This window comes from Streptomyces sp. NPDC056160 (genome assembly GCF_042268205.1).
In the GTDB taxonomy this organism is placed as follows: Bacteria; Actinomycetota; Actinomycetes; order Streptomycetales; family Streptomycetaceae; genus Streptomyces.
The window spans coordinates 1-20,638 of the sequence record NZ_JBHJUW010000040.1 but is presented as its reverse complement, the minus strand read 5'-3'; the positions used below and the strand labels follow the sequence as shown (position 1 = coordinate 20,638).

Genomic DNA, 20,638 nt, shown 5'->3' with positions numbered 1-20,638 from the left:
GATGACGAGCAGCACCACCGACGCCCCGCGCACCGCCGCCGCGCCCCGGCCCGCGCCCGCACCGCGCCTGCGGACACCGGCCCGGCGCCCGCACACCCCGGGCCGCCCGAAGCGCAGCGTCCCGCTGACCCTGCTCACCGGCATCGTCCTGGTCTACAGCCTGCTGCCGCTGCTGTGGCTGGTGATCAGCGCCACGAAGTCCCAGGCAGGGCTGGCCCGTTCCTTCGGGCTCTGGTTCGACCACGACTTCGCCCTGTGGGACAACGTCCGCGAGACGTTCACGTACCAGGACGGCGTCTTCGGCCGCTGGCTGCTGAACACCCTGCTGTACGTGGTGCTGGGCGCGGGGGGCGCCACGTTCCTCGCGGTCCTCGGCGGCTACGCCCTCGCCAAGTTCGACTTCCCCGGCAAGCGCGGTGTGTTCGCCGTCGTCATCGGAGCGGTCGCCGTGCCCACCACGGCCCTCGCCGTCCCGACCTTCCTGATGTTCAGCAAGATGGGCCTGACCGACACCCCGTGGGCCGTCGTCCTCCCCTCGCTGATCTCGCCGTTCGGCCTCTACCTGATGTGGGTGTTCGCGGCCGAGGCGATCCCCACGGAGCTGATGGAGGCCGCCCGCATCGACGGCGCGGGCGAGCTGCGCACCTTCTTCCGGGTCGCCCTCCCGCTGCTCGCCCCCGGCACGGTGACGGTGCTGCTGTTCACCACGGTCGCCACCTGGAACAACTTCTTCCTGCCGCTGATCATGCTGAAGGACCCCGACTGGTACCCGCTCACCCTCGGCCTCGACGCCTGGAACAAGCAGGCGGCCACGGCGGGCGGCGAGGCGGTGTTCAACCTGGTCGTCACCGGCTCGCTGCTCACCATCGTGCCGCTGATCGCCGCCTTCCTGCTGCTCCAGAAGTACTGGCGGTCCGGTCTCGCCGCCGGAAGCGTCAAGGAGTAGCAGCCGGGCGCGCGTCCTCCCCGCCCCCCGGCGCCGCCCGCCCTCGTCCCCGTCGGCCTCTCCTCCGCCCGTCCTGTCGAACCACGTCGAAGTGGAAGTACCGTCATGCCCAAGCACTCCCGCCGCCTGCTGCGCGGCCTCGGTCTCGTCACCGTTCTCGCCCTCGGGGCGACCGCCTGCGGTTCGGGCGACGAGGACTCCGGCCAGAAGCAGGTGGGCGCCGCCGACGTCCAGGCCGCACTGAAGAAGGGCGGCACCGTCACCGTCTGGGCCTGGGAGCCCACCTTGAAGCAGGTGGCCGCCGACTTCGAGAAGAAGTACCCGAAGGTCCACGTCAAGCTCGTCAACGCCGGTACGAACAACGACGAGTACAAGGCCCTGCAGAACGCCATCTCGGCGCAGAAGGGCGTCCCGGACGTCGCGCAGATCGAGTACTACGCGCTCGGCCAGTACGCGCTGACGAAGTCGGTCGCCGACCTCGGGCCCTACGGCGCAGGCAAGCTGGAGGGGTCCTACTCGCCGGGCCCGTGGAACGCGGTGAAGTCCGGTGACGGCATCTACGGTCTGCCGATGGACTCCGGGCCGATGGCGCTGTTCTACAACAAGAAGGTCTTCGACAAGTACAAGATCGCCGTGCCGGCGACATGGGACGAGTACGTGGACGCGGCCCGCAAGCTGCACAAGGCGGACCCGAAGGCCTACATCACCAGTGACATCGGCGACGCCGGACTGACCACCAGCCTGCTGTGGCAGGCCGGCTCCCACCCGTACAAGGCCGACGGCACCAAGGTCGGCATCGACTTCACCGACGCCGGGGCGAGGAAGTACACCGCCACCTGGCAGAAGCTCCTGGACGAAAAGCTCGTCTCGCCCGTCGCGGGCTGGAGCGACGACTGGTACAAGGGCCTGGGCGACGGCACCATCGCCACCCTGCCCATCGGTGCGTGGATGCCCGCCAACTTCGCCTCGGGCGTGAAGAACGCCGCCGGTGACTGGCGCGTGGCGCCGCTGCCGCAGTGGACGGCGGGCGCGCACACCTCCGCCGAGAACGGCGGCAGCTCGCTCGCCCTTCCCGAACTCGGCGGGAACAAGGAACTCGCCTACGCCTTCGTCGAGTACGCCGACTCCGGGGACGGCGTGGCGACGCGGATCAAGAACGGCGCGTTCCCGGCCACCGTGAAGGACCTGAACTCCCAGGAGTTCCAGAACACCCCCTTCCCGTACTTCGGCGGGCAGCAGGCCAACAAGATCTTCGCCGACTCCGCGAAGTCCGTACCGACCGGCTGGAAGTACCTGCCCTACCAGGTGTACGCCAACTCGATCTTCAACGACACCGTGGGCAAGGCGTACGTCTCCGGCACGAAGCTGTCCGAGGGCCTGAAGTCCTGGCAGGACAAGTCCCTCGCGTACGGCAAGGAGCAGGGGTTCACCGTCGAGCAGTGACACCTCGCGTACCGAACTCTTCTCCTCCCCTGTGACACCGGCCCTGGAAAGGACCTGTATGACCTCCCCCCGCACCCCTCGTTTCCCCTACCCGGTGGGCCCCGACGGCTCCCGGCGGCTCGTCTACGGCGCGGACTACAACCCCGAGCAGTGGCCGCGGGAGGTGTGGGAGGAGGACGTCCGGCTGATGCGCGAGGCCGGCGTCAACGTCGTCTCGCTGGCGATCTTCTCCTGGGCCCGTCTGCAACCCACCGCCGACAGCTGGGACTTCACCTGGCTCGACGAGGTGATGGACCTGCTGCACGCCGCCGGTGTCGGCGTCGACCTGGCCACCGCCACCGCGTCCCCGCCGCCGTGGCTCACCACCGCGCACCCGGAGATCCTTCCGGTGACCGCCACCGGCGAGACGCTGTGGCCGGGCGCGCGGCAGCACTGGCGGCCCACTTCCCCCGTCTTCCGCGCCCACGCGCTGCGGCTGGTGCGCGCACTGGCGACGCGCTACGCGGACCATCCGGCGCTGGTCGCCTGGCACATCAACAACGAGCTGGGCTGCCACAACATCTACGACCACTCCGACGACGCCGCCCGCGCCTTCCGCGCCTGGCTGCGCCGCCGCTACACCTCGCTCGACGCCCTCAACCAAGCCTGGGGAACGGCGTTCTGGTCGCAGCACTACAGCGCCTGGGACCAGATCCTGCCCCCGCGCCTGGCCGCCTCCCACCCCAACCCCACCCAGCAGCTGGACTTCAAGCGCTTCTCCTCCGACGCGTTGAAGGACCACCTGCTCGCCGAGCGCGAGGTCCTGCGCGAACTCACCCCGCACACGCCCGTCACCACCAACTTCATGGTGATGAGCGGCATCAAGGGCATGAACTACGCCGACTGGGCGCAGGCGGTGGACTTCGTCTCCAACGACCACTACGTCGTCCCCGGGCCGCAGGACCGCGACGAGCTGTCCTTCTGCGCCAACCTCACCAGCGGCATCGCGGGTCACCGGCCCTGGTTCCTGATGGAACACTCCACCGGCGCCGTCAACTGGCAGCCCGTCAACGTGCCCAAGCGGCCCGGTGAGCTGGCCCGCGACTCGCTGCTGCACGTCGCCCACGGCGCGGACGCGGTCTGCTTCTTCCAGTGGCGTCAGTCCGCGGCCGGCGCGGAGAAGTACCACTCCGCGATGGTGCCGCACGCCGGTGCCGACAGCGACGTCTTCCGCGACGTCGTCGGCCTGGGCGGCACCCTGCGGTCCCTGGCCGCGGTCGGCGGCACCGAGCGGGAGAAGGCCCGCGTGGCGATCCTGTTCGACTGGGACTCGCGGTGGGCGGCCGAGCAGGACTCCCACCCCACCGCCCTGCTCGACTACCACCGTGAAGCCCTCGACTGGTACTCGGCACTGCTGCGCCTCGGTGTCCGGGCCGACGTCGTCCCCGTCCCGCAGAGCGACTTCTCCGCCTACGACGTCGTGATCGCGCCCGTGCTGCACATGGTGCCGCAGACCCTCGCCAAGGAACTCACCCGGTACGTCGAGGGCGGTGGCCACCTCGTCACCACGTACTTCTCAGGAGTGGTCGACGAGAACGACCACGTCTGGCTCGGCGGCTACCCCGGCGCGCTACGGGAGTTGCTGGGGATCCGCATCGAGGAGTTCGGCCCGCTGCCCGAGGGTGACAGCGTCGAACTCGACCTCGACGGCACCCCGGCCGGCACGTTGTGGACCGACCGGATCTCCCTCACCGACGGCGACACGCAGGTGCTGGCACGCTACCGCACCGGCGCCTTCGCCACCCGTCCCGCGGTCACCCGCCGCACGACGGGCCACGGCTCGGCCGCCTACGTGTCGACGCGACTCGGCGCCCAGGGCCTCGCCGGGCTGCTGCCCGCACTCCTCGCCCCGGCCGGGGTGAGCAGCGAACTGCCCGAGCACGCACGGGGCGTGGTCGAGCAGGCCGTACGCCGTGACGCGGACAACCGCTACGTGTTCCTGGTCAACCGCGGTGACGAGGCCGTCGCACTGCCCGGCGTGAGCGGCGAAGTACTCACCGGTCACACCGACGACGGCGTGCTCGCCCTGCCCCCGCACGGCGTGGCGGTGCTGCGCCAGGCCGTACGACCGGGGCCGGCACACATGTGATCACAGGGGCTTGAGCCGGGTGTGCAGGAGGCAGAACTCGTTGCCTTCCGGGTCGCACAGGACGTGCCAGTTCTCGGTGCCGGTCTGGCCGACGTCGGCGGGTCTGGCGCCGAGGGCGAGCAGCCGCTCCAACTCGGCCTCCTGGTCGCGGTCGGTGGCGTTGACGTCCAGGTGCAGCCGGAGCTTCTCGGGCCGCGGGTCGCTGCTGGGGCTCAGGACCAGGACGGGCAGCGGGCCTCCGAACCCGGTGCCCGGCGGCCCGATCTCGATGCTGCCGTCGTCCTCCCGGCCGAGTTCGACGTAACCGAGGACGTCGCTCCAGAACGCGGCGAGCCGTTCCGGGTCGGCGCAGTCGATGACCAGCTCACTGATGCGGCATGCCATGCCGGTGAGTGTACGTCGACGCCCTGGGCGCGCGACGGGTGCGTAGGATCGCCCGGTGACGCAGAGCGCCGCCCTGGCCGGGGTCTTCGACGACCTCGCCCCCGCGTACGACCACGAGCACCACGAGGAGGTCGCGCGGGCCCTGCTGGCCCTGACCGGCCCGGCCCCGATGGACGCCGTGGCCGACGTGGCCTGCGGTGCGGGCGCCGTGTCCCTGCGCCTCGCGCGTCACCGCCCCGCGGGCGCACCACCCGTCCTCGCCGTCGACGTGTCGCCCCGCATGATCGAGACCGGACGGGCACGTGCCGCGTCGTCGGGGGTGCGGAGGTCCGCGATCGACTGGCGTCTCGCGGACGCCGTGCCGCTGCCGGTCGCCGACCACTGTCTCGACGTCGTCCTGTGCGCCTCCTCGCTGCACTTCCTGGGCGGCCGGGCGGTGGCCGACTGGCGGCGCGCACTGCGCCCGGGCGGCCGGGTGGGGTTCACCCTGCCGTCGGCCACGCACTTCCGGCCGTCCGCACGCTTCCGCGCGCTGCTGGCGGCGGACGTACCGCTGCCAGGAAGCGCCGAGGAGGCCTGCGCCTGGGCGGCCGCGGGCGGTTTCACCGACGCCGTCTCCCGCGTCCACGTCCTCGGTGGCCGCCGTGTGATCGTCACCTCGGCCGTGAGACCGGCCGGGCGGCCCTGACCCGACGCTCCGGACCCGTAAGGCGGTCCGGCGGGGCGCGGCGCACGGCGCCCGTCACCCCTGCGGCTGCTCCGGGCTCACCTAGCGGAAACGCTGCCGTGTTCAGGGGACCAGCACGATCCTGCCGAACACCTCCCCCGCGTCCATCGCCCGGTGGGCCGACGCCGCCTGGCCCAACGGCAGCACCTCGTGCACGACCGTGCGCAGGTCCCCGCGCGCGGCAGCGGCGAACTGGGAGGACCGCACGGCCTGCCGGTCGGGGCCGGGCACGGTGTCGAGGCTGAAGGCGGCGAACGACAGGGACTTGCGGAAGGCGTCCATCAAGCGCATGCCGAAGTCCGCCGGCGGCGGACCGCCGACCACGCCGAGGGCCACGTACCGCCCGTTGGAGTTCAGCATCGTCAGGAACCGGGGGAGCTGGGGACCCCCCACGACGTCGATGACCACGTCGAAGCCCGAGGGAGTTCGCGGACCGCCCTCCCCCGAGCGGTCGAGCACGTGGGTCGCGCCCAGGTCCCGCAGGCGGGCACCACGCTCCACCGATGAGGTGGTGACCGCCACCGCGCCCGCGCCGCTCCCGACCGCGAGCTGGACCGCCGCGACTCCGATACTGCCCGCCGCGCCGCGCACGAGCACCGACTCGCCGGGCGCGAGACGAGCTCGGTCGAGGGCGAAGTGGGCGACCACGCCGGAACCGCCGAGCGTCACCGCGTCGGCGCAGGTCAGTCCTTCGGGCAGCGGAAGGACGTCCTCGACCGCGGCGACGGCCTGCTCGGCGTACCCCCCGGACGGGCCGGTGAACGCCCACACTCGCCGCCCGGTCCACGCGGCGTCCACGCCCTCCCCCACCGCGACGACTCGCCCCGCCACCTCGCTGCCGAGGTGATGGCCCTCCCGGAAGCCGTACGCGGCGAGCACGCCCCGGCGGATCACGGCGTCCACGCCGCCCACCCCGATCGCCTCCGTGGCGATCAGCACCTGTCCCGGGGCGGCGCCGGGGGTGGGCACGTCGACGACCTCCAGACCATCAGGATCTCCGAACTCCCTGATCACGACGGCTTTCATCGCTGCTCCTCACTTCGGTGAACGGACGGATCACAGCCGCGGCACACGTTCGGCGCGGCCGGTGCGGCGAGCCGGGACACGCGGTCCGGGGTCACCGGAAAGCTGCCGGCCGGCACGGGGCGGCACCATGCGGACGGGACTCCACGGCTCCCGCCCGACCGTCACCGACCGCCGCCATCGGACCGTATGGGACGGCCCGGCCCGTTTGGCTAAAGTGAGAGCGATGACCAGCCGATTGCCTCAGTCCGTGCGCTCCGACGTCCGTGACAACCGGGCCCGCATCCTCGACGCCGCCCGCGCGGTGTTCGGCGAGGACGGGCTGGGCGCGCCCGTGCGCGAGGTCGCCCGCCGGGCAGGCGTAGGCCCCGCCACGCTGTACCGGCACTTCCCGACCAAGCAGGCCCTGCTCGTGCAGACCTTCGCCGAGCAGCGGCGGGCCTGTCGTGCCGCCGTCGACGACGCCCTGGCGGACACGGACCCGTGGCACGGCTTCCGGGGCATGGTCGAGCGTATCTGTGAACTGCACGCGCACAGCCGGGGGTTCGCGGACGCCTTCATGACGGCCTTCCCCGAGATCCTGGACTTCACCGCCGACCGGGAGCGGTCCCTGCGCGCGGTCACCGTCCTGGCCCGCCGCGCCCAGCAGGCCGGCCGGCTGCGCCCCGGCTTCGTCGTCGACGACCTGGTCCTGATGCTCATGGCCCACCGGGGCGTCCAGGACGCGCCGCTCGCCACCCGGATCACGGCCTCCCGCCGCTTCGCCGCCTACGTGATCGAGGCGTTCAGCGCCGTACCGGAGGCGGGAACGCCGAGCCCGCTCCCACCGGCCGCCCGCCTGCGGTTCGCGCACGCGCCCGCCACACCGTGGACCGGAGCAGTTGCCGGGAGGAGGGCGCGGCCGCGGCGCTGCACGTCGCCCAGCCCTCCCTGCGCCGCCAGATCCAGCGGCTGGAGGACACCCTCGGGGTGCGGCTGCTGGAGCGCACGCCGCAGGGCAGCACCCTCACCGCGGCCGGCGCGGCCTTCCTCCCGCAGGCCCAGACGCTCCTGCACACCGCGCACCGGGCGGTGCTCACCGCGCACGCCGCCGCGCCGTCGCGCACGATCACCGTCGGATCCGTCGAGGATCTCGTCGTCACCCCCGCGGTCCGGGACCTGCGGCGCCGCCACCCCGGCGCGCACGTCCGCACGCGGCACCTGGACCGGGACGAGGCACGCGCCCTGCCCGACCGCCGGGTCGACGCCCTCGTCATCCGGACGCCGCTCCCGATCCCGGCCGATGGGCTGGAGGTGACCGTCCTCTACGACGAGCCGCGCGCACTCCTGGTGCCCGTCTTCCACCGGCTCGCCGGAAAGGAGTCCGTCCACCCGGACGACTTCGCCGACGAACCACTCGTGGCCTGCGCGGGCATGGCCGCGCTGTGGACCGGCTTCTGGCGGCTGGATCCGCGTCCGGACGGCAGCCCGGCCCCGCTCGGTCCCCTGCTCGTCGACACCTTCGAGGACAAGCTGGAAGCCGTCGCCGACGGCCGCGCCACCGCCCTGGTGCCCGCCGACGACCGCCGCTGTGCGCTCCGTTCGGACCTCGTCACCGTGCCCGTCGAGGGGATCGAGCCCTGCCAAGTGGTCGTCGCGCAGCGCCGGGACGACCGCAGTCCGCTCGTCGCCCACTTCCGCGAGTCGGCGGTGAGCCTCCTGGCGCGCGGGGCCTGACGCGGCCGTCCGCTCCGTCGGGAGATACGTGTGTGGTGGTGGTCCGGCGGTTCATGCCGCTCGCCCTGCCGGACACCGACGAGTCAACAGCCGCCCGCGGACGGTGTCCAAGACCTCTTCCGCACCCCGTCATGCAGCATCTGCATGACGGGGTGCGGGCGGAGGGGCGGGCGCGCCGGCACGACCTCCTGAACACCTGAGCCGCCTCGGTTCCCGAGCCACCGAGGTCCTGAGCCCCTGAGGCGGGCCCGGTTCGTACAGCCGGGGCGCGGCATCGTGCCGCGCCCCTCCCGCTCCCGGGGAGCCCCGCCGCCCCGCGCGGCACCGGCGGCACCCTGTCACTGACGGGCCGATCGCCCTAACCTACAAGGCGGCCCGGAGAACGAAGTCCGCTGCACCCTCGCACACCCGTCTGTGGAAGCCAGCCGCCCCCACCCGCAGAAGGAGACACTCCGTGAACGAGCAGCAGCCCCTGATCGTCCTCGACCCCACCGGCGCCGACCACCACGCCGAGATGCGGGCGTTACGCGCCCGCGGGGCCGCCGCGCGCGTGGACATCCTCGGGGTGACCGCGTGGGCCGTGACCGACCCCGCCGTCCTCAAACGCCTGTTGACCAGCCCTGACGTCTCCAAGGACGCCGTGAGGCACTGGCCCGCCTACGCAGCGACCGCCTCCACCTGGCCGCTCGCCCTCTGGATCACGGCGGACAACATGTTCACCGCCTACGGCGACGAACACCGCCGGCTGCGCCGTATGATCGCGCCCGCCTTCAGTGCCCGCCGCGTCGAAGCCCTGCGCCCCACCGTCGAGGCGACGGTCACCGCCCTCCTCGACGCGCTCTCCGCTCTGCCCGCCGCGGGCGGCGTCGACCTGCGCGCACGCCTCGCCCACCCGCTGCCGATCGCCGCGATCAGCCGTCTCATGGGCGTGCCCGAGGACCAGCGCGACGGGTTTCGCACCATGGTCGACGGCATCTTCGACACCACCCTCACCACCGAGCAGGCCCTCGCGAACACGGCCGCCGTCTTCCAGGCTCTGGACCGGCTGATCGCCGTCAAGCGAGCCGAGCCCGGCGACGACATGACCTCTCTCCTGGTCGCCGCCCGCGACGAGGAGGGCGACGGCGACGGTCTGTCCGACACCGAACTGCGCGACACCCTGCTGCTGATGATCTCCGCCGGGTACGAGACCACCGTCAACGTCATCGACCAGGCGGTCACCGCCCTGCTCACCGACCCCGCCCAACTCGCCCTGGTCCGGGCCGGGCACGCGGACTGGTCCGACGTCGTCGAGGAGACGCTGCGGCACGAACCCGCCGTCAAGCACCTTCCGCTGCGCTACGCCGTGCGGGACATTCCCCTGCCCGACGGACAGGTCATCCCGCGGGGCGACGCCATCCTCACCTCCTACGCCGCCGCCAACCGCCACCCCGGCTGGCACGGCGCCACCGCCGACCGCTTCGACGTCACCCGGCCGGCCAAGGACCACATGGCCTTCGGATACGGCGTGCACTTCTGCCTCGGTGCCCCGCTGGCCCGGCTGGAGGTCACCACCGCGCTGCGGCTGCTCTTCGACCGGTTCCCCGACATCCGACTCGCCGCTCCCGCCGACCAGTTGCCACCGCTTCCCTCCCTCATCAGCAACGGGCACCAGACGATCCCCGTACGCCTGCGGCCGACCACCACGCCGTGACATCAGTCACAGCGCATTACGGTATTAGGCCCCGCCGATAGTAGGTGCCGCTCTGCCGACATGGGGGACTTGTCCGGCTTGGTGAGGGCGCGCCGGGCGGCGGGCGGGGTGACGCTCCGCGGCCGGGCACCCCCGCGCCCTCTCGCCCGCCGCTGACCGACTTCTGACGCACGGCCAGCCCTTCGCGCAGGCCGGACACACGTGATCAAGCACGTTCCCCTCGGCGCCGCAAGACCGCTCCGGTCTACGAGGGTCGGTAGTAGCGAGGCCCTTTGCGGTCCCGCTCGCCGCCGTCCCAAGATGACGAACCGCAGGCATCGCCGCAGTTCACAGGACGGACTCCCGAAGAGCCGCCCGGTTGAAGGGCGCTCGGCGACTACCGAGTGAGGTCACGCATGGGCAAGCACCGCAAGCATCAGCATCACCGGCGGATAGCCATAGCCGCCGTAGCCGTCGGCGCCGTCGGCATCCCGTCCGCCGCTCTGGCCTGCGGTGGCTGGCCGGGCAGCGGGTCGCACCCGTCGCACGGGGTGGCCAGGCGGACGACCCCGGTCCAGTGGAACCCCGCGGCGTGGGACGACTCCGGCGCCCGCGCCGGAAGCGGCGAGCGGACCCCGGCCGCGTCACCGACCGCGTCCGCCCGCACGAGTACGCCCCGGCCCACCGTGACCGCGCCCGGCACCAGGAGTCCGAGGACCACTGCTCCGCCGCGCCCGCGGAGCACCCCGGCCCGGCACACCGTGGGGCCGCTCTCCTCCAGCGCCACGTGGAAGGCCACCGCCACCGCCGCCCCCTCGACCGCCGCCGCGAGCACCCCCGCGCGCCCGCACACCACCCCGGCCGCCACCGCCTCCACCACCCCTGCCCCGGCGGCCTCCAGCAGCCCGCAGACGGGTGCGACCGCGTCCACGGCTGTCGTCGCCCGCGTTCTGGAACTGGTCAACGCCCAGCGCGCGCAGGCCGGCTGCTCAGCCCTGACCGCCAACCCGACGCTGGCCGAGGCGGCCCAGGCGCACAGCGAGGACATGGCGGCCCACCAGAACATGTCGCACACCGGCTCCGACGGGTCCGCCCCGGGCGACCGCATCACCCGTGCGGGCTATGTCTGGAGCACCTACGGCGAGAACGTCGCCTACGGTTACTCCACCCCGGAGAAGGTCATGGCGGCCTGGATGGCGAGCCCCGGTCACAAGGCCAACATCCTCAACTGCTCCTTCAAGGAGATCGGTGTCGGGCTGGCCCAGCCCGGCGCCTACTGGACGCAGGACTTCGCCACCAGCCGCTGAGGCGTCAGCGAGCGAGCGCCGTGAGAGGCGCCGGCAGAGGGCCCGGGTCGCCCGTCCGGGCGAAGGAGGCCCAGGCCTCGCGCACGCCCCGGCCCACGGCGTCCACCTCCGCCCAGTCGAGCCGGCCCAGCATCGGCGCGTCCCGCCAGGCGTCCGCCGCCCCGAGCAGCAGGGGGATCTCCACGCAGTGGGTGGCGCCGTAGGGAGAGCCCGGTGGGCGCCAGTCGAGGCGGTAACCGTGGACGCGGGCGCCGGCCCGCTCCAGTTCCGCGCGCAGGGCGCTCAGCGGTGCCTCGTAGGTGCGCCGGGTGCGTTCCGCGGTGCCTCCCGTGTCCCGGGGGCCTTCGGGGAACGCTGACATGTCGTCGGCGTTCCAGCCGTACAGCACGTCCGGGGCGCCGTCGTCGAAGGTGAGCGGTGTGCCCGCGCCGGGGAGCAGGTCGGTGCCTTCGACCGGGCCGAACGGCGGCACCAGGAAGCTGCCGGTACGACGCTGCTGCTCCGCGGCGGTACGGGCCTGGACGGCCAGCAGGTCGGCGGGTGGGGCGGTCCGGGGGTCGCCGCCGAGGTGGGCGGCGAAGACCCGGCCGGTCTCCCGTGCCTCGGCGCGCGGACGGGTCGCGAGGGACAGCGGCGCGCTCTGCAGCACCGCCCGGCGGAACAGGCCGCGCGCCTCGGGCATCCGCATGAGCAGCAGGATGGACACGGCGCCGGCCGACTGGCCGACGAGCGTGATGTTTCCGGGGTCGCCGCCGTACCGGGCGATGTTGTCGCGCGTCCAGCGCAGCGCCGCCAATTGGTCGCGCAGGCCGAGGTTGCCCTCGCTGACGCCGTCGAGGACGAGGTACCCCAGCGCGCCGAGCCGGTAGCCGGCGCTGACGACGACCACGTCCTGCTCCGCGGCGAGCGAACCGCCGTCGTACCAGTCGAGGATGCCGGCCCCGCTGCTGAAGCCGCCGCCGTGGAACCACAGCAGCACCGGGCGACCGGCCTCGCGGGCGTTCCCGGCCGCACCCACGTTCCAGGTCTCCGACACGGGGGCGGCCGGGGAGGTGACCGTCAGGTGGAGGCAGTCCTCGCCCTGCGGGCGGCGGTCGTGGGGCGGGCCCATCACCGCGTCGAGCCGGGACGGCGGCTGCGGACAGATGGCGCCGTCCGGCACGGCCGCCCCGCCGCCGGGCACGGGTCGGGGCGGGGCGAAGCGTTCGGCGGTGGCGAAGCGGAGGGGGCCGGTGCGGAAGACGGTCGCGTCGCTCATGTTTCTCCTCCGGGTTCGGGGTTGCGGGGCGCCCGGCCGACCGCCTGCGCCCGCGCAGGTGCGGGCACGGCCGGTCACGACGGCCTCCCCCATGGTGACGGCTGGTCGCCCGTTCGTGGGCGCGGGCACCGTCGACCCGTCGGCAGCGGTGGCTGCCCCGGGACGTGAGGAGGTGCCGGCCGAGGACAGGTCAGGCCGAGGTCGGCGCGGAGGCGGCGGGAGAGGATGCCGCCGAAGCGGCAGGGGTCAGTCTCCTGCACCCCATCTGTCCGGGCGGGTGATGCCGTCCATGAGCAGGTCGAGCAGCCGCTCGGCCTGGGCTCGCTGGGCGACGGCCCCGGCCACGAGGGTGACACCCGCCAGGGACATGAGGATGTCGGGCGCGGAGACGTCCGCTCGGAAGGCCCCCTGGGCGACGGCGGCGAGGCGGAACTCCTCGACCGCGCCGGTCAGTTGCTCACGCGTCTGCGACCCCAGCCGCTCGTCGTCCCGCAGGAGTGCCTTGAGCGTGTCCGCCATGCCGTGCTTGGCGGCCAGGTAGTCCAGCACCTCGGACATCCACACCCGCAGGGCCCGGTCGGCGGGCAGTTCGCGCAGGAGGGGGGAGGTCCGGGCGCCGAGCCGGGCCGTCTCGTAGCGGTAGGTGGCGTCGACGAGTTGCTCGCGGGTGGGAAAGCGCCGGTACAAGGTGGCGATGCCGACACCGGCGTCCTTGGCGATCTGCTTCAGGGTCGCGGCGGCGCCGTCCCGCGCGAACGCCAGGGCGGCGGCGGCGAGCAGCTTGTCCTCGTTGGCCCGCGCGTCGGCCCTGACGGGGCGGCCGGACGGATCAGGCATGCGGTTCTTCCTCTCGGTCTGCTGTGCGGTCTGTTTGCTATGCGGAGCCGACTCCGCTTACGGTGACGGTCAAGCGGAGTCGGCTCCGCTTGACCCGGACGGTAGCAGCTCGCCGCCGTCCGTCCGTCGCACCGCCGCGACCACGGAAGGGGCGCCCACGCCATGCGGTACCGCACGCTGGGTAGTACAGGAGTCCAGGTCAGCACGCTCTGCCTGGGCGCGATGATGTTCGGGAAGTGGGGAAACCCCGATCACGACGACTCGGTCGGCATCATCCGCACGGCGCTCGACGCGGGCGTCAACATCATCGACACGGCCGACGTGTACGCGGACGGCGAGTCCGAGACCATCGTCGGGAAGGCGATCGCCGGACGGCGCGACGAGGTCGTCCTGGCGACCAAGGTGTCGAGCCCGATGGGCCCCGGTCCCAACCAGCGCGGTGCCTCGCGGCGCTGGATCGTGCGGGCCTGCGAGGAGAGCCTGCGCCGCCTGGGCACCGATCACATCGACCTGTACCAGGTGCACCGGCCCGACCCCGCCACCGACCTCGACGAGACCCTGGGCGCGCTCTCCGACCTCGTCCGCGCGGGCAAGATCCGCTACGCGGGGTCCTCGACGTTCGCGCCCTCGGCGATCGTGCGGGCCCAGTGGACCGCCGAACGGCGCAGCAGCGAGCGCTTCGTGTGCGAACAGCCGCCGTACTCGCTCCTGGCCCGGGGCGTGGAGGGTGATGTGCTGCCCACCTGTGAGACGTACCGGATGGGCGTGCTGGCCTGGAGCCCGCTGGCCGGGGGGTGGCTCTCCGGCCGCTGGCGCCGCGACGCGGCCGGCCCGTCCAGCCACCGCACCCGGACGATGCCCTTCCGTACCACGCTCTCCCACTACGACCTCGACGTTCCGGGCAACCAGGCCAAGCTCGACGCCGCCACCGAACTCGCCCGCACGGCCGACGAGGCGGGCCTGACGCTGATCCAGCTGGCACTGGCGTTCGTCACCATGCACCCCGCGGTCACCGCGGCGATCATCGGCCCCCGTACGGCCGCGCACCTGCGCGACCATCTGAGCGCCGCGGACATCGTCCTGGAGCCCGCCGTGCTGGACCGGATCGACCGCATCGTGGCACCGGGCACCGACCTCAACCCCGAGGACACGGGCTACCACGCGGACGTACTGGCCGACCCGGGACGCCGCCGCCGCGCCGCCGCCGGGTGAGCCGGGCGGGGCTGCCTGCTCCGCCCCGCCTTCGCCCCGCTCCCCCCTCTGCCTCGTCCCGTCCTCGCCCGGCCCGGTCCGGCCCGTCAGGCGCTGTAGCCGTAGCCGGTCCAGTTCGCCAGGACGTGCTCCCGCAGGTCGCGGGGGTAGGACGTGCGGAAGGAGGCGGTGGTGCCCCGGAAGGTGTCCGGCAGCAGGCAGTCCGTGACCGACTTGCCGCCCCGGGCGGCGCCGGCCTCCTCGGGGGTGAGGTAGGGGACCATCGGAATGCCCGGGGCCTCGGGGAAGGTGTGGTGGCCGGTGTCGGGGTGGCCGCGCGTCGCCAGGGCCCAGACGAGCTGCCGGATGTCGGTGACGTCGATGTCGTCGTCGACGACGATCACCTTGGGCACCAGCCAGCCGGCGTGCGAGGCGAACAGCACGTCGGCGATCGCCCGGATCAACTCCGCGCGTTCCAGGCCAAGTCGGACGCGCCGGGCACGGTCGACGGAGACGGCGAGCCAGCAGGTGGCGGCCTCGTACGGGCACCAGGCCAGGGTGACCGGCAGCCCCGCGGCGCGCAGCGCGTCGAGGGCGGCTGCCGCGATCATGGTGCCCCAGATCGTGTGGTTCTCCTCCGGCGGCACCCCGGCCGCGCAGACCGGCAGGATCGGATCGTCGCGGTAGGTGACGGCCTCGACGTGGAAGACGGGCTGCTTCCTGCCGTCCGGGAAGGAGTACCCGTGGTACTCCCCCATCGGCCCCTCGTCGGCGGTCTCGTCGCTGCTGAGGTAGCCCTCCAGGACGATCTCGGCGTTCGCGGGCACGTGCAGCCCGTTCGTCTCGGTGCGGACCACCTCGACGGGCCGCCCGGTGAGCGCGCCGACATAGCCGTCCTCGTCGACGTGTGCCGGCAGCGGCATCCCGGCGGCGGCGAGCGCCGCGGGCGGCGCGCCGAGGACCATCGCCCAGGGTGTGTGCTGCCCCCTCTCACGCCACGCCTCCCGGATCATTCCGACGTGTTGCTGCGGCATCGCGGGACCGACCAGGGTCCTGCGGTCGTGCAGCATGGTGCGGGCCACCGACCAGCTCGTCCACGACCCGTCCGGGGTACGGACCACGTGGAAGCCGTACGTGCCGAAGTACCGCCCGCCGTCCTCCTGGTGGAGCAGGGGAACGGGGAAGGCCTCCAGGTCGACGGCGTCGCCGGTGCGGACGTTCTGCTTGCACGGGCCGGTGGTGACCTCGACGGGCGGGACGGGGTCCGCGTGCATGGCGGCGACGAGGTGCTCCACGATCCGGCGCGGCCCGGCGGTACGGGGCAGCCCGACATGTGCGGCGAGCCGTGCGTGGGCGGCGCCCGAACGCGGGTCACCGAGACCGGCCGGAGCGCCCAGGACGCGGTGGCCGGGGGCGGTGCCGGTGAGCGAGGTGAACAAGGGGGCGGGGGCGCCCGTCTCGTACGCACGGCGGGTCACGGCACCCACTTCGAGGTGCGGATCGACACTCCGTACGACTTCCACCGCATCGCCGTCGGCCAGCAGCCGCTCGACGAAGGCCCGGAAGTCCAGCGCGGGGGCGGGGTCGGTGTCCAGGGCGGTCGGTTCGGGGTCATGGCTGCCGTGGGGAGTGGGGAGGCCGGTGACCGGATGCCGGTCGGGGGTGGACGGGGTCATGGTTCGGTCGTGCTCCTGTTCGTCTTGGCCGGCCGCTGCGTCTTCGCCGGCCGGCTCGTGTCTGCCGTTCGGTGCGTCTTTGCAGTTCGGCGCGTCGCTGCCGGTCAGGCGGTGCGGGTGGGGCCGGCGGTCCGCTCGGCCCGCGCGGGCCGCATCCCGGTCCATCGCCCCTGGTGCGGTGTCTGGACGCCGAGCTGGTCGAGGACGCGTACCACCAGGTGGTCGACGAGGTCGTCGATGGTGCGCGGACGGTTGTAGAAGGCGGGCATCGGAGGAACGATGCGTACGCCCGTCCGGGCGAGGGCGAGCATGTTCTCCAGGTGGATCTCGTTGAGCGGGGTCTCGCGCGGGACCAGGACGAGAGGCCGGCCCTCCTTGAGCACGACGTCCGCCGCGCGCCCCACGAGCCCGTCGGCGTGGCCCGCGCGGATCCCCGCCAGCGTCTTCATGCTGCACGGCACGATCACCATGCCGTCGGTGCGGAAGGACCCGGAGGACAAGGGCGCTCCCTGGTCCTCCGGACGGTGGACGACGTCGGCCAGCGCGCTCACCTCGCCGACGGTGCGGCCCGTCTCCAGCTCGATCGTGGCGCGTGCCCAGCGGCTGATCACCAGGTGGGTCTCGATCTGCGGGTCGGCGGCGAGCCGCTCCAGCAGCCGCACTCCGAACACGGCCCCGGTCGCCCCGGTCATTGCCACGATCAGCCGCATCCGCCGTTCCTCCTCCACTCGGCGCACGGCCCGGTTGCACGTGCGCAGAATCAGTCATCCGGGCAGGGGGACAGGCGGTCATCACCGTGCCCGTTCCACGGCCCTTGCACAGTTCACGCTAGGGACGCCTCGGCGGGCTTCGGCGATAGACTCGGGCACGCGATGAGCAGAAACGGACAGGATCGCGGCCCCGTCGCCTTCCCCTTCCCCACCACTCCTGGCGGTCCGCCCGGCGTGGAGGTGACCGGCCTGCCCGGGCTGCTCACCCGGATCGGGCGTCTGGGGGTGGCGGCCGACGCGCCCGTACGGCTGGAGTTCCACCTGCTGCTGGCCGTGCGCTCGGGGCTGCTGCGCTGCGTGGTGGACACCACCGACTGCGCGGTGCCGGCCGGGGGTTGGCTGTGGGTCCGGCCCGGCCAGTTCGTCCGGTTCCCCGGCGGGAGCGGCGGCGGGGCGGCCGACGCGGAAGCCTCGGTGGTCCTGTTCCAGGCGAGCTTCCTCGATGCGGCCACCGTCGCCGGGGCGCATCTGGACCGCAGGGCCTGGCGGCTGCCGATGTCACCCGCGCCCGAGGCCGCACGGCCCCTGGAGCGGACGCTGGAGCAGTTGGAGAGCGAGTACCACCACTTGCGCGACCTGCCGCTGGAGGTCCATGTCGCCGTCGTCCGGCATCTCCTGGCCGTCCTCCTGCTGCGCCTGGCGAACCTGCCGGGCGGGCAGCGCAGGCATGCGGGCGACGCGGCCTTCCGCCGCTTCCGCGACGCGGTCGAAGAGGACTTCACCCGTGACCACCAGGTCGAGGCGTACGCGGCCCGGCTCGGCTACAGCGTGCGCTCGCTGACCCGGGCCACGAACGCGGCGGTCGGGCGCGGGGCCAAGGCGTTCATCGACGACCGGCTGGTCCTGGAGGCCAAGCGGCTGCTGCTGCACACACACCTGCCGGCGTCCGCGATCGCGGACCGGCTCGGTTTCTCCAGCACGACGGTCTTCACCCGCTTCTTCCGCCTCCGCACCACGGAGACACCCCTCGGCTTCCGCCGCCGGGCGCGCACGGACACGTCCCACGGAGCGCCCTGACGGGCGGGGACCGTTCCGGGCGCGGGAGTCAGCCGCCGGGGACGCCTTCGATGAACCGCCGCAGCGACGGGAGCAGGGCGTCCAGGTCCTGCCCGGTGCGGAAGGCGACGACGGTGGTGCCGCCGCCCTGGCCCGCCGCGCGGCCCGAGGCCTCCGCGGGCGCCGGGAAGAGGGCGAGCACCTCGCGCATCGCCTCGTCGACCTCTTCGACGGGATCGCGGGACTCGCCGCGCAGCCACCGCCGCAGCACATGGTTGTGTGCCGCGACGACGGCCGCGGCCATGAGTTCGGCCCGCAGTGACGCCGTCGCCGTCGGGTCGCCCATCCAGTCCGCGATGAATTCGCGGAACAGCCGCTGGTAGCGGGCCACACTGGCGATCTCCCGGTCGCGCAGGACCGCGACCTTGCTGGTGAGCGCGTAGCGCCGTCGCGCGAGGTCCCCCTCCTCGATGTAGTGGAGCAGGACGAGGCGCACCGCGTCCGACACGGCGACCAGGGCGGTGCTGTTGCTGGAGGTCGCCAGCCGGTCCCTGATCAGCTCAAGCAGCCGGTCGTGGTCGGGGAAGATCACCGCTTCCTTCGACCGGTAGTGGCGGAAGAACGTCGTGCGTCCCACTCCGGCCCGTTCCGCGATGTCGTCGACGGTCGTCTGCTCGTATCCGCGCTCGTCGAAGAGGGCGAAGGCGGCGTCGGCCAGCCGGATCCGCGTGGGTGTCTTGCTCATGACCGCCCATCCTTCCCTGTTCCGGCTCCCGGAGACCACTTGCTCAGTACAACGGTACTGAGTACCGTTGTACTGAGATCGAGTACCAGAGAGAGGTCGGGCGTGGAATCCGTTGCACGGAGCGAGTCCGGACTGCCGATCCAGCCGGTCTACGACGGCTGGGCACCGGCGGACTCCGGCCCGGACGCCGCACTGGGCGCACCGGGGCGGTTCCCGTTCACGCGGGGCGTGTACCCGTCGATGTACACCGGCCGGCCGTGGACGATGCGGCAGTACGCCGGGTTCGGCACCGCCAAGGAGTCGAACGAGCGCTACCACGAGCTGGTCCGCGCGGGGACGGGCGGCCTGAGTGTCGCCTTCGACCTGCCGACGCAGATGGGCTACGACTCCGACGAGGCCATCGCCCGCGGCGAGGTGGGCAAGGTCGGCGTGGCGATCGACTCGATCGAGGACATGCGGACGCTGTTCCAGGGACTGCCGCTGGACAAGGTGTCGACGTCGATGACGATCAACGCCCCCGCCTCGACGCTGCTCCTCCTCTACCAGCTGGTCGCGGCCGAACAGGGCGTGGCGGGCGACCGGTTGACCGGCACGATCCAGAACGACGTGCTCAAGGAGTACATCGCCCGCGGCACCTATATCTTCCCGCCGCAGCAGTCCCTGCGCCTGATCAGCGACATCTTCGCCTACTGCCGGCGGGAGCTGCCGCGCTGGAACACCATCTCCATCTCCGGGTACCACATGGCCGAGGCCGGTGCGACGCCCGCGCAGGAGATCGCGTTCACGCTCGCCAACGCCAAGGAGTACGTCCGCACGGCGCTCGCCGCGGGCCTGGACGTCGACGACTTCGCACCGCGCCTGTCGTTCTTCTTCGTCGCCCGCACCACGCTGCTGGAGGAGATCGCCAAGTTCCGCGTCGCCCGCCGCATCTGGGCGCGCATCATGCGCGACGAGTTCAAGGCCGAGAACCCCAAGTCGCAGATGCTGCGTTTCCACACCCAGACCGCGGGTGTCCAGCTCACCGCGCAGCAGCCCGAGGTCAACCTCGTCCGGGTCGCCCTCCAGGGCCTGGGCGCGGTCCTCGGCGGCACGCAGTCCCTGCACACCAACTCCTACGACGAGGCGATCGCCCTGCCCACGCAGAAGGCGGCCCGGCTCGCCCTGCGCACCCAGCAGGTCATCGCCTACGAGACCGACGTGACCAAGACCGTCGACCCGTTCGCCGGGTCCTACGTCATGGAGTCCATGACCGACGAGCTGGAAGCGGCCGTCCTGGAACTGATCCGGGCCGTCGAGGACCGCGGCGGCGCGGTGGCGGCGATCGAGCAGGGCTTCCAGAAGGGCGAGATCGAGAAGTCCGCCTACCGCACCGCGCTGGAGATCGACCACCGGGAGCGGACCGTCGTCGGGGTCAACAAGTACGTGCTCGACGAGGAGGAACCCTACGAGCCGCTGCGGGTCGACCCGCAGATCGAGACCGACCAGCGCGAACGGCTGGCCGCCCTGCGCGCCGAACGGGACGCCCGGGCCGTCGGGCGCGCCCTGGACGCCCTGCGCGCCGCCGCGCAGGGCACCGACAACGTCCTGCACCCGATGCGCGAGGCCCTGCGCCTGCGCGCCACGGTCGGCGAGGTCTCCCACGCCCTGCGCGACGTATGGGGCGTGTACGTCCCCCATGACACCTTCTGACGACGAGACACCGGGTGGAGCAAGCAGTGACCGACATCGACATCCACACGACCGCGGGCAAGCTCGCGGATCTGCGACGGCGTATCGAGGAAGCCACGCACGCCGGCTCGGACCGCGCGGTCGCCAAGCA

Annotated in this window: 17 protein-coding genes and 1 pseudogene; 11 read left to right on the top strand and 7 right to left on the bottom strand. The window is 72.8% G+C overall.

Going from position 1 to position 20,638, the window contains the following annotated elements:
• Position 1 precedes the first annotated feature (1 nt).
• The 3 genes from ACFC02_RS17100 to ACFC02_RS17090 all read left to right on the top strand — a co-directional run bounded on the left by ACFC02_RS17100 (position 2) and on the right by ACFC02_RS17090 (position 4,517).
• Positions 2–946 carry a carbohydrate ABC transporter permease gene (locus ACFC02_RS17100; RefSeq protein ID WP_376357293.1) on the top strand — a complete coding sequence of 315 codons (945 nt, stop codon included), beginning with the start codon at positions 2–4 and terminating at the stop codon, positions 944–946.
• Positions 947–1,051: 105 nt separating this feature from the next.
• A complete protein-coding gene (locus ACFC02_RS17095) occupies positions 1,052–2,389 on the top strand; it encodes an ABC transporter substrate-binding protein (protein ID WP_376357291.1) in 1,338 nt (445 codons plus the stop codon).
• Positions 2,390–2,447: 58 nt separating this feature from the next.
• Entirely contained in the window at positions 2,448–4,517 is a 2,070-nt protein-coding gene (locus tag ACFC02_RS17090; protein ID WP_376357289.1) for a beta-galactosidase, read from the top strand.
• Here the strand turns inward: ACFC02_RS17090 and ACFC02_RS17085 are convergent, their stop codons facing one another.
• Complete coding sequence (locus ACFC02_RS17085; RefSeq protein ID WP_360970561.1) at positions 4,518–4,901, bottom strand: VOC family protein; 384 nt, start codon at positions 4,899–4,901, stop codon at positions 4,518–4,520.
• A 55-nt stretch (positions 4,902–4,956) separates the two neighbouring features.
• Here ACFC02_RS17085 and ACFC02_RS17080 point away from each other — a divergent pair, with 55 nt between their 5' ends.
• On the top strand, positions 4,957–5,589 hold the full coding sequence (locus tag ACFC02_RS17080) for a class I SAM-dependent methyltransferase (protein ID WP_376357287.1): 633 nt from the start codon (positions 4,957–4,959) through the stop codon (positions 5,587–5,589).
• A gap of 102 nt (positions 5,590–5,691) precedes the next feature.
• Here the strand turns inward: ACFC02_RS17080 and ACFC02_RS17075 are convergent, their stop codons facing one another.
• Positions 5,692–6,654 (bottom strand): zinc-binding dehydrogenase, encoded by a 963-nt coding sequence (locus ACFC02_RS17075; protein ID WP_376357285.1) that lies wholly within the window; start codon positions 6,652–6,654, stop codon positions 5,692–5,694.
• A gap of 223 nt (positions 6,655–6,877) precedes the next feature.
• Here ACFC02_RS17075 and ACFC02_RS17070 point away from each other — a divergent pair.
• The 4 genes and pseudogenes from ACFC02_RS17070 to ACFC02_RS17055 all read left to right on the top strand — a co-directional run.
• Positions 6,878–7,516, top strand: a pseudogene (locus tag ACFC02_RS17070) (TetR/AcrR family transcriptional regulator); the annotation flags it as partial.
• Between the two features lie 2 nt (positions 7,517–7,518).
• Positions 7,519–8,367: a LysR family transcriptional regulator gene (locus tag ACFC02_RS17065; RefSeq protein WP_376357283.1), complete on the top strand. Its 849-nt coding sequence runs from the start codon at positions 7,519–7,521 to the stop codon at positions 8,365–8,367.
• Between the two features lie 514 nt (positions 8,368–8,881).
• Positions 8,882–10,060: a cytochrome P450 gene (locus ACFC02_RS17060; RefSeq protein ID WP_376357365.1), complete on the top strand. Its 1,179-nt coding sequence runs from the start codon at positions 8,882–8,884 to the stop codon at positions 10,058–10,060.
• A 395-nt stretch (positions 10,061–10,455) separates the two neighbouring features.
• Complete coding sequence (locus ACFC02_RS17055; RefSeq protein ID WP_376357281.1) at positions 10,456–11,346, top strand: CAP domain-containing protein; 891 nt, start codon at positions 10,456–10,458, stop codon at positions 11,344–11,346.
• 4 nt (positions 11,347–11,350) lie between these two features.
• Here the strand turns inward: ACFC02_RS17055 and ACFC02_RS17050 are convergent, their stop codons facing one another.
• Together ACFC02_RS17050 and ACFC02_RS17045 are read right to left on the bottom strand one after the other, a co-directional pair.
• Positions 11,351–12,604, bottom strand: a complete 1,254-nt coding sequence (locus ACFC02_RS17050) for a carboxylesterase family protein (protein WP_376357279.1) — start codon at positions 12,602–12,604, stop codon at positions 11,351–11,353.
• A gap of 246 nt (positions 12,605–12,850) precedes the next feature.
• Positions 12,851–13,441 carry a TetR/AcrR family transcriptional regulator gene (locus tag ACFC02_RS17045; RefSeq protein WP_376357277.1) on the bottom strand — a complete coding sequence of 197 codons (591 nt, stop codon included), beginning with the start codon at positions 13,439–13,441 and terminating at the stop codon, positions 12,851–12,853.
• Positions 13,442–13,603: 162 nt separating this feature from the next.
• On the opposite strand from ACFC02_RS17045, the gene ACFC02_RS17040 reads away from it, so the two are divergent.
• Complete coding sequence (locus ACFC02_RS17040) at positions 13,604–14,653, top strand: aldo/keto reductase (RefSeq protein WP_376357275.1); 1,050 nt, start codon at positions 13,604–13,606, stop codon at positions 14,651–14,653.
• A gap of 86 nt (positions 14,654–14,739) precedes the next feature.
• Here the strand turns inward: ACFC02_RS17040 and ACFC02_RS17035 are convergent, their stop codons facing one another.
• Together ACFC02_RS17035 and ACFC02_RS17030 are read right to left on the bottom strand one after the other, a co-directional pair.
• Positions 14,740–16,308, bottom strand: a complete 1,569-nt coding sequence (locus tag ACFC02_RS17035) for a UbiD family decarboxylase (protein WP_376357273.1) — start codon at positions 16,306–16,308, stop codon at positions 14,740–14,742.
• 104 nt (positions 16,309–16,412) lie between these two features.
• The gene (locus ACFC02_RS17030; protein ID WP_376357271.1) at positions 16,413–17,018 is read right to left on the bottom strand and encodes a non-oxidative hydroxyarylic acid decarboxylases subunit B; all 606 of its coding nucleotides are present in this window, start codon (positions 17,016–17,018) and stop codon (positions 16,413–16,415) included.
• A gap of 162 nt (positions 17,019–17,180) precedes the next feature.
• On the opposite strand from ACFC02_RS17030, the gene ACFC02_RS17025 reads away from it, so the two are divergent.
• Positions 17,181–18,095 (top strand): helix-turn-helix transcriptional regulator, encoded by a 915-nt coding sequence (locus ACFC02_RS17025; RefSeq protein ID WP_376357269.1) that lies wholly within the window; start codon positions 17,181–17,183, stop codon positions 18,093–18,095.
• Positions 18,096–18,123: 28 nt separating this feature from the next.
• Here ACFC02_RS17025 and ACFC02_RS17020 read toward each other — a convergent pair whose 3' ends face one another.
• Positions 18,124–18,819 (bottom strand): TetR/AcrR family transcriptional regulator, encoded by a 696-nt coding sequence (locus ACFC02_RS17020; RefSeq protein ID WP_376357267.1) that lies wholly within the window; start codon positions 18,817–18,819, stop codon positions 18,124–18,126.
• A 102-nt stretch (positions 18,820–18,921) separates the two neighbouring features.
• Here ACFC02_RS17020 and ACFC02_RS17015 point away from each other — a divergent pair, with 102 nt between their 5' ends.
• Positions 18,922–20,508 (top strand): methylmalonyl-CoA mutase, encoded by a 1,587-nt coding sequence (locus ACFC02_RS17015; RefSeq protein ID WP_376357265.1) that lies wholly within the window; start codon positions 18,922–18,924, stop codon positions 20,506–20,508.
• Positions 20,509–20,638: the final 130 nt, after the last annotated feature.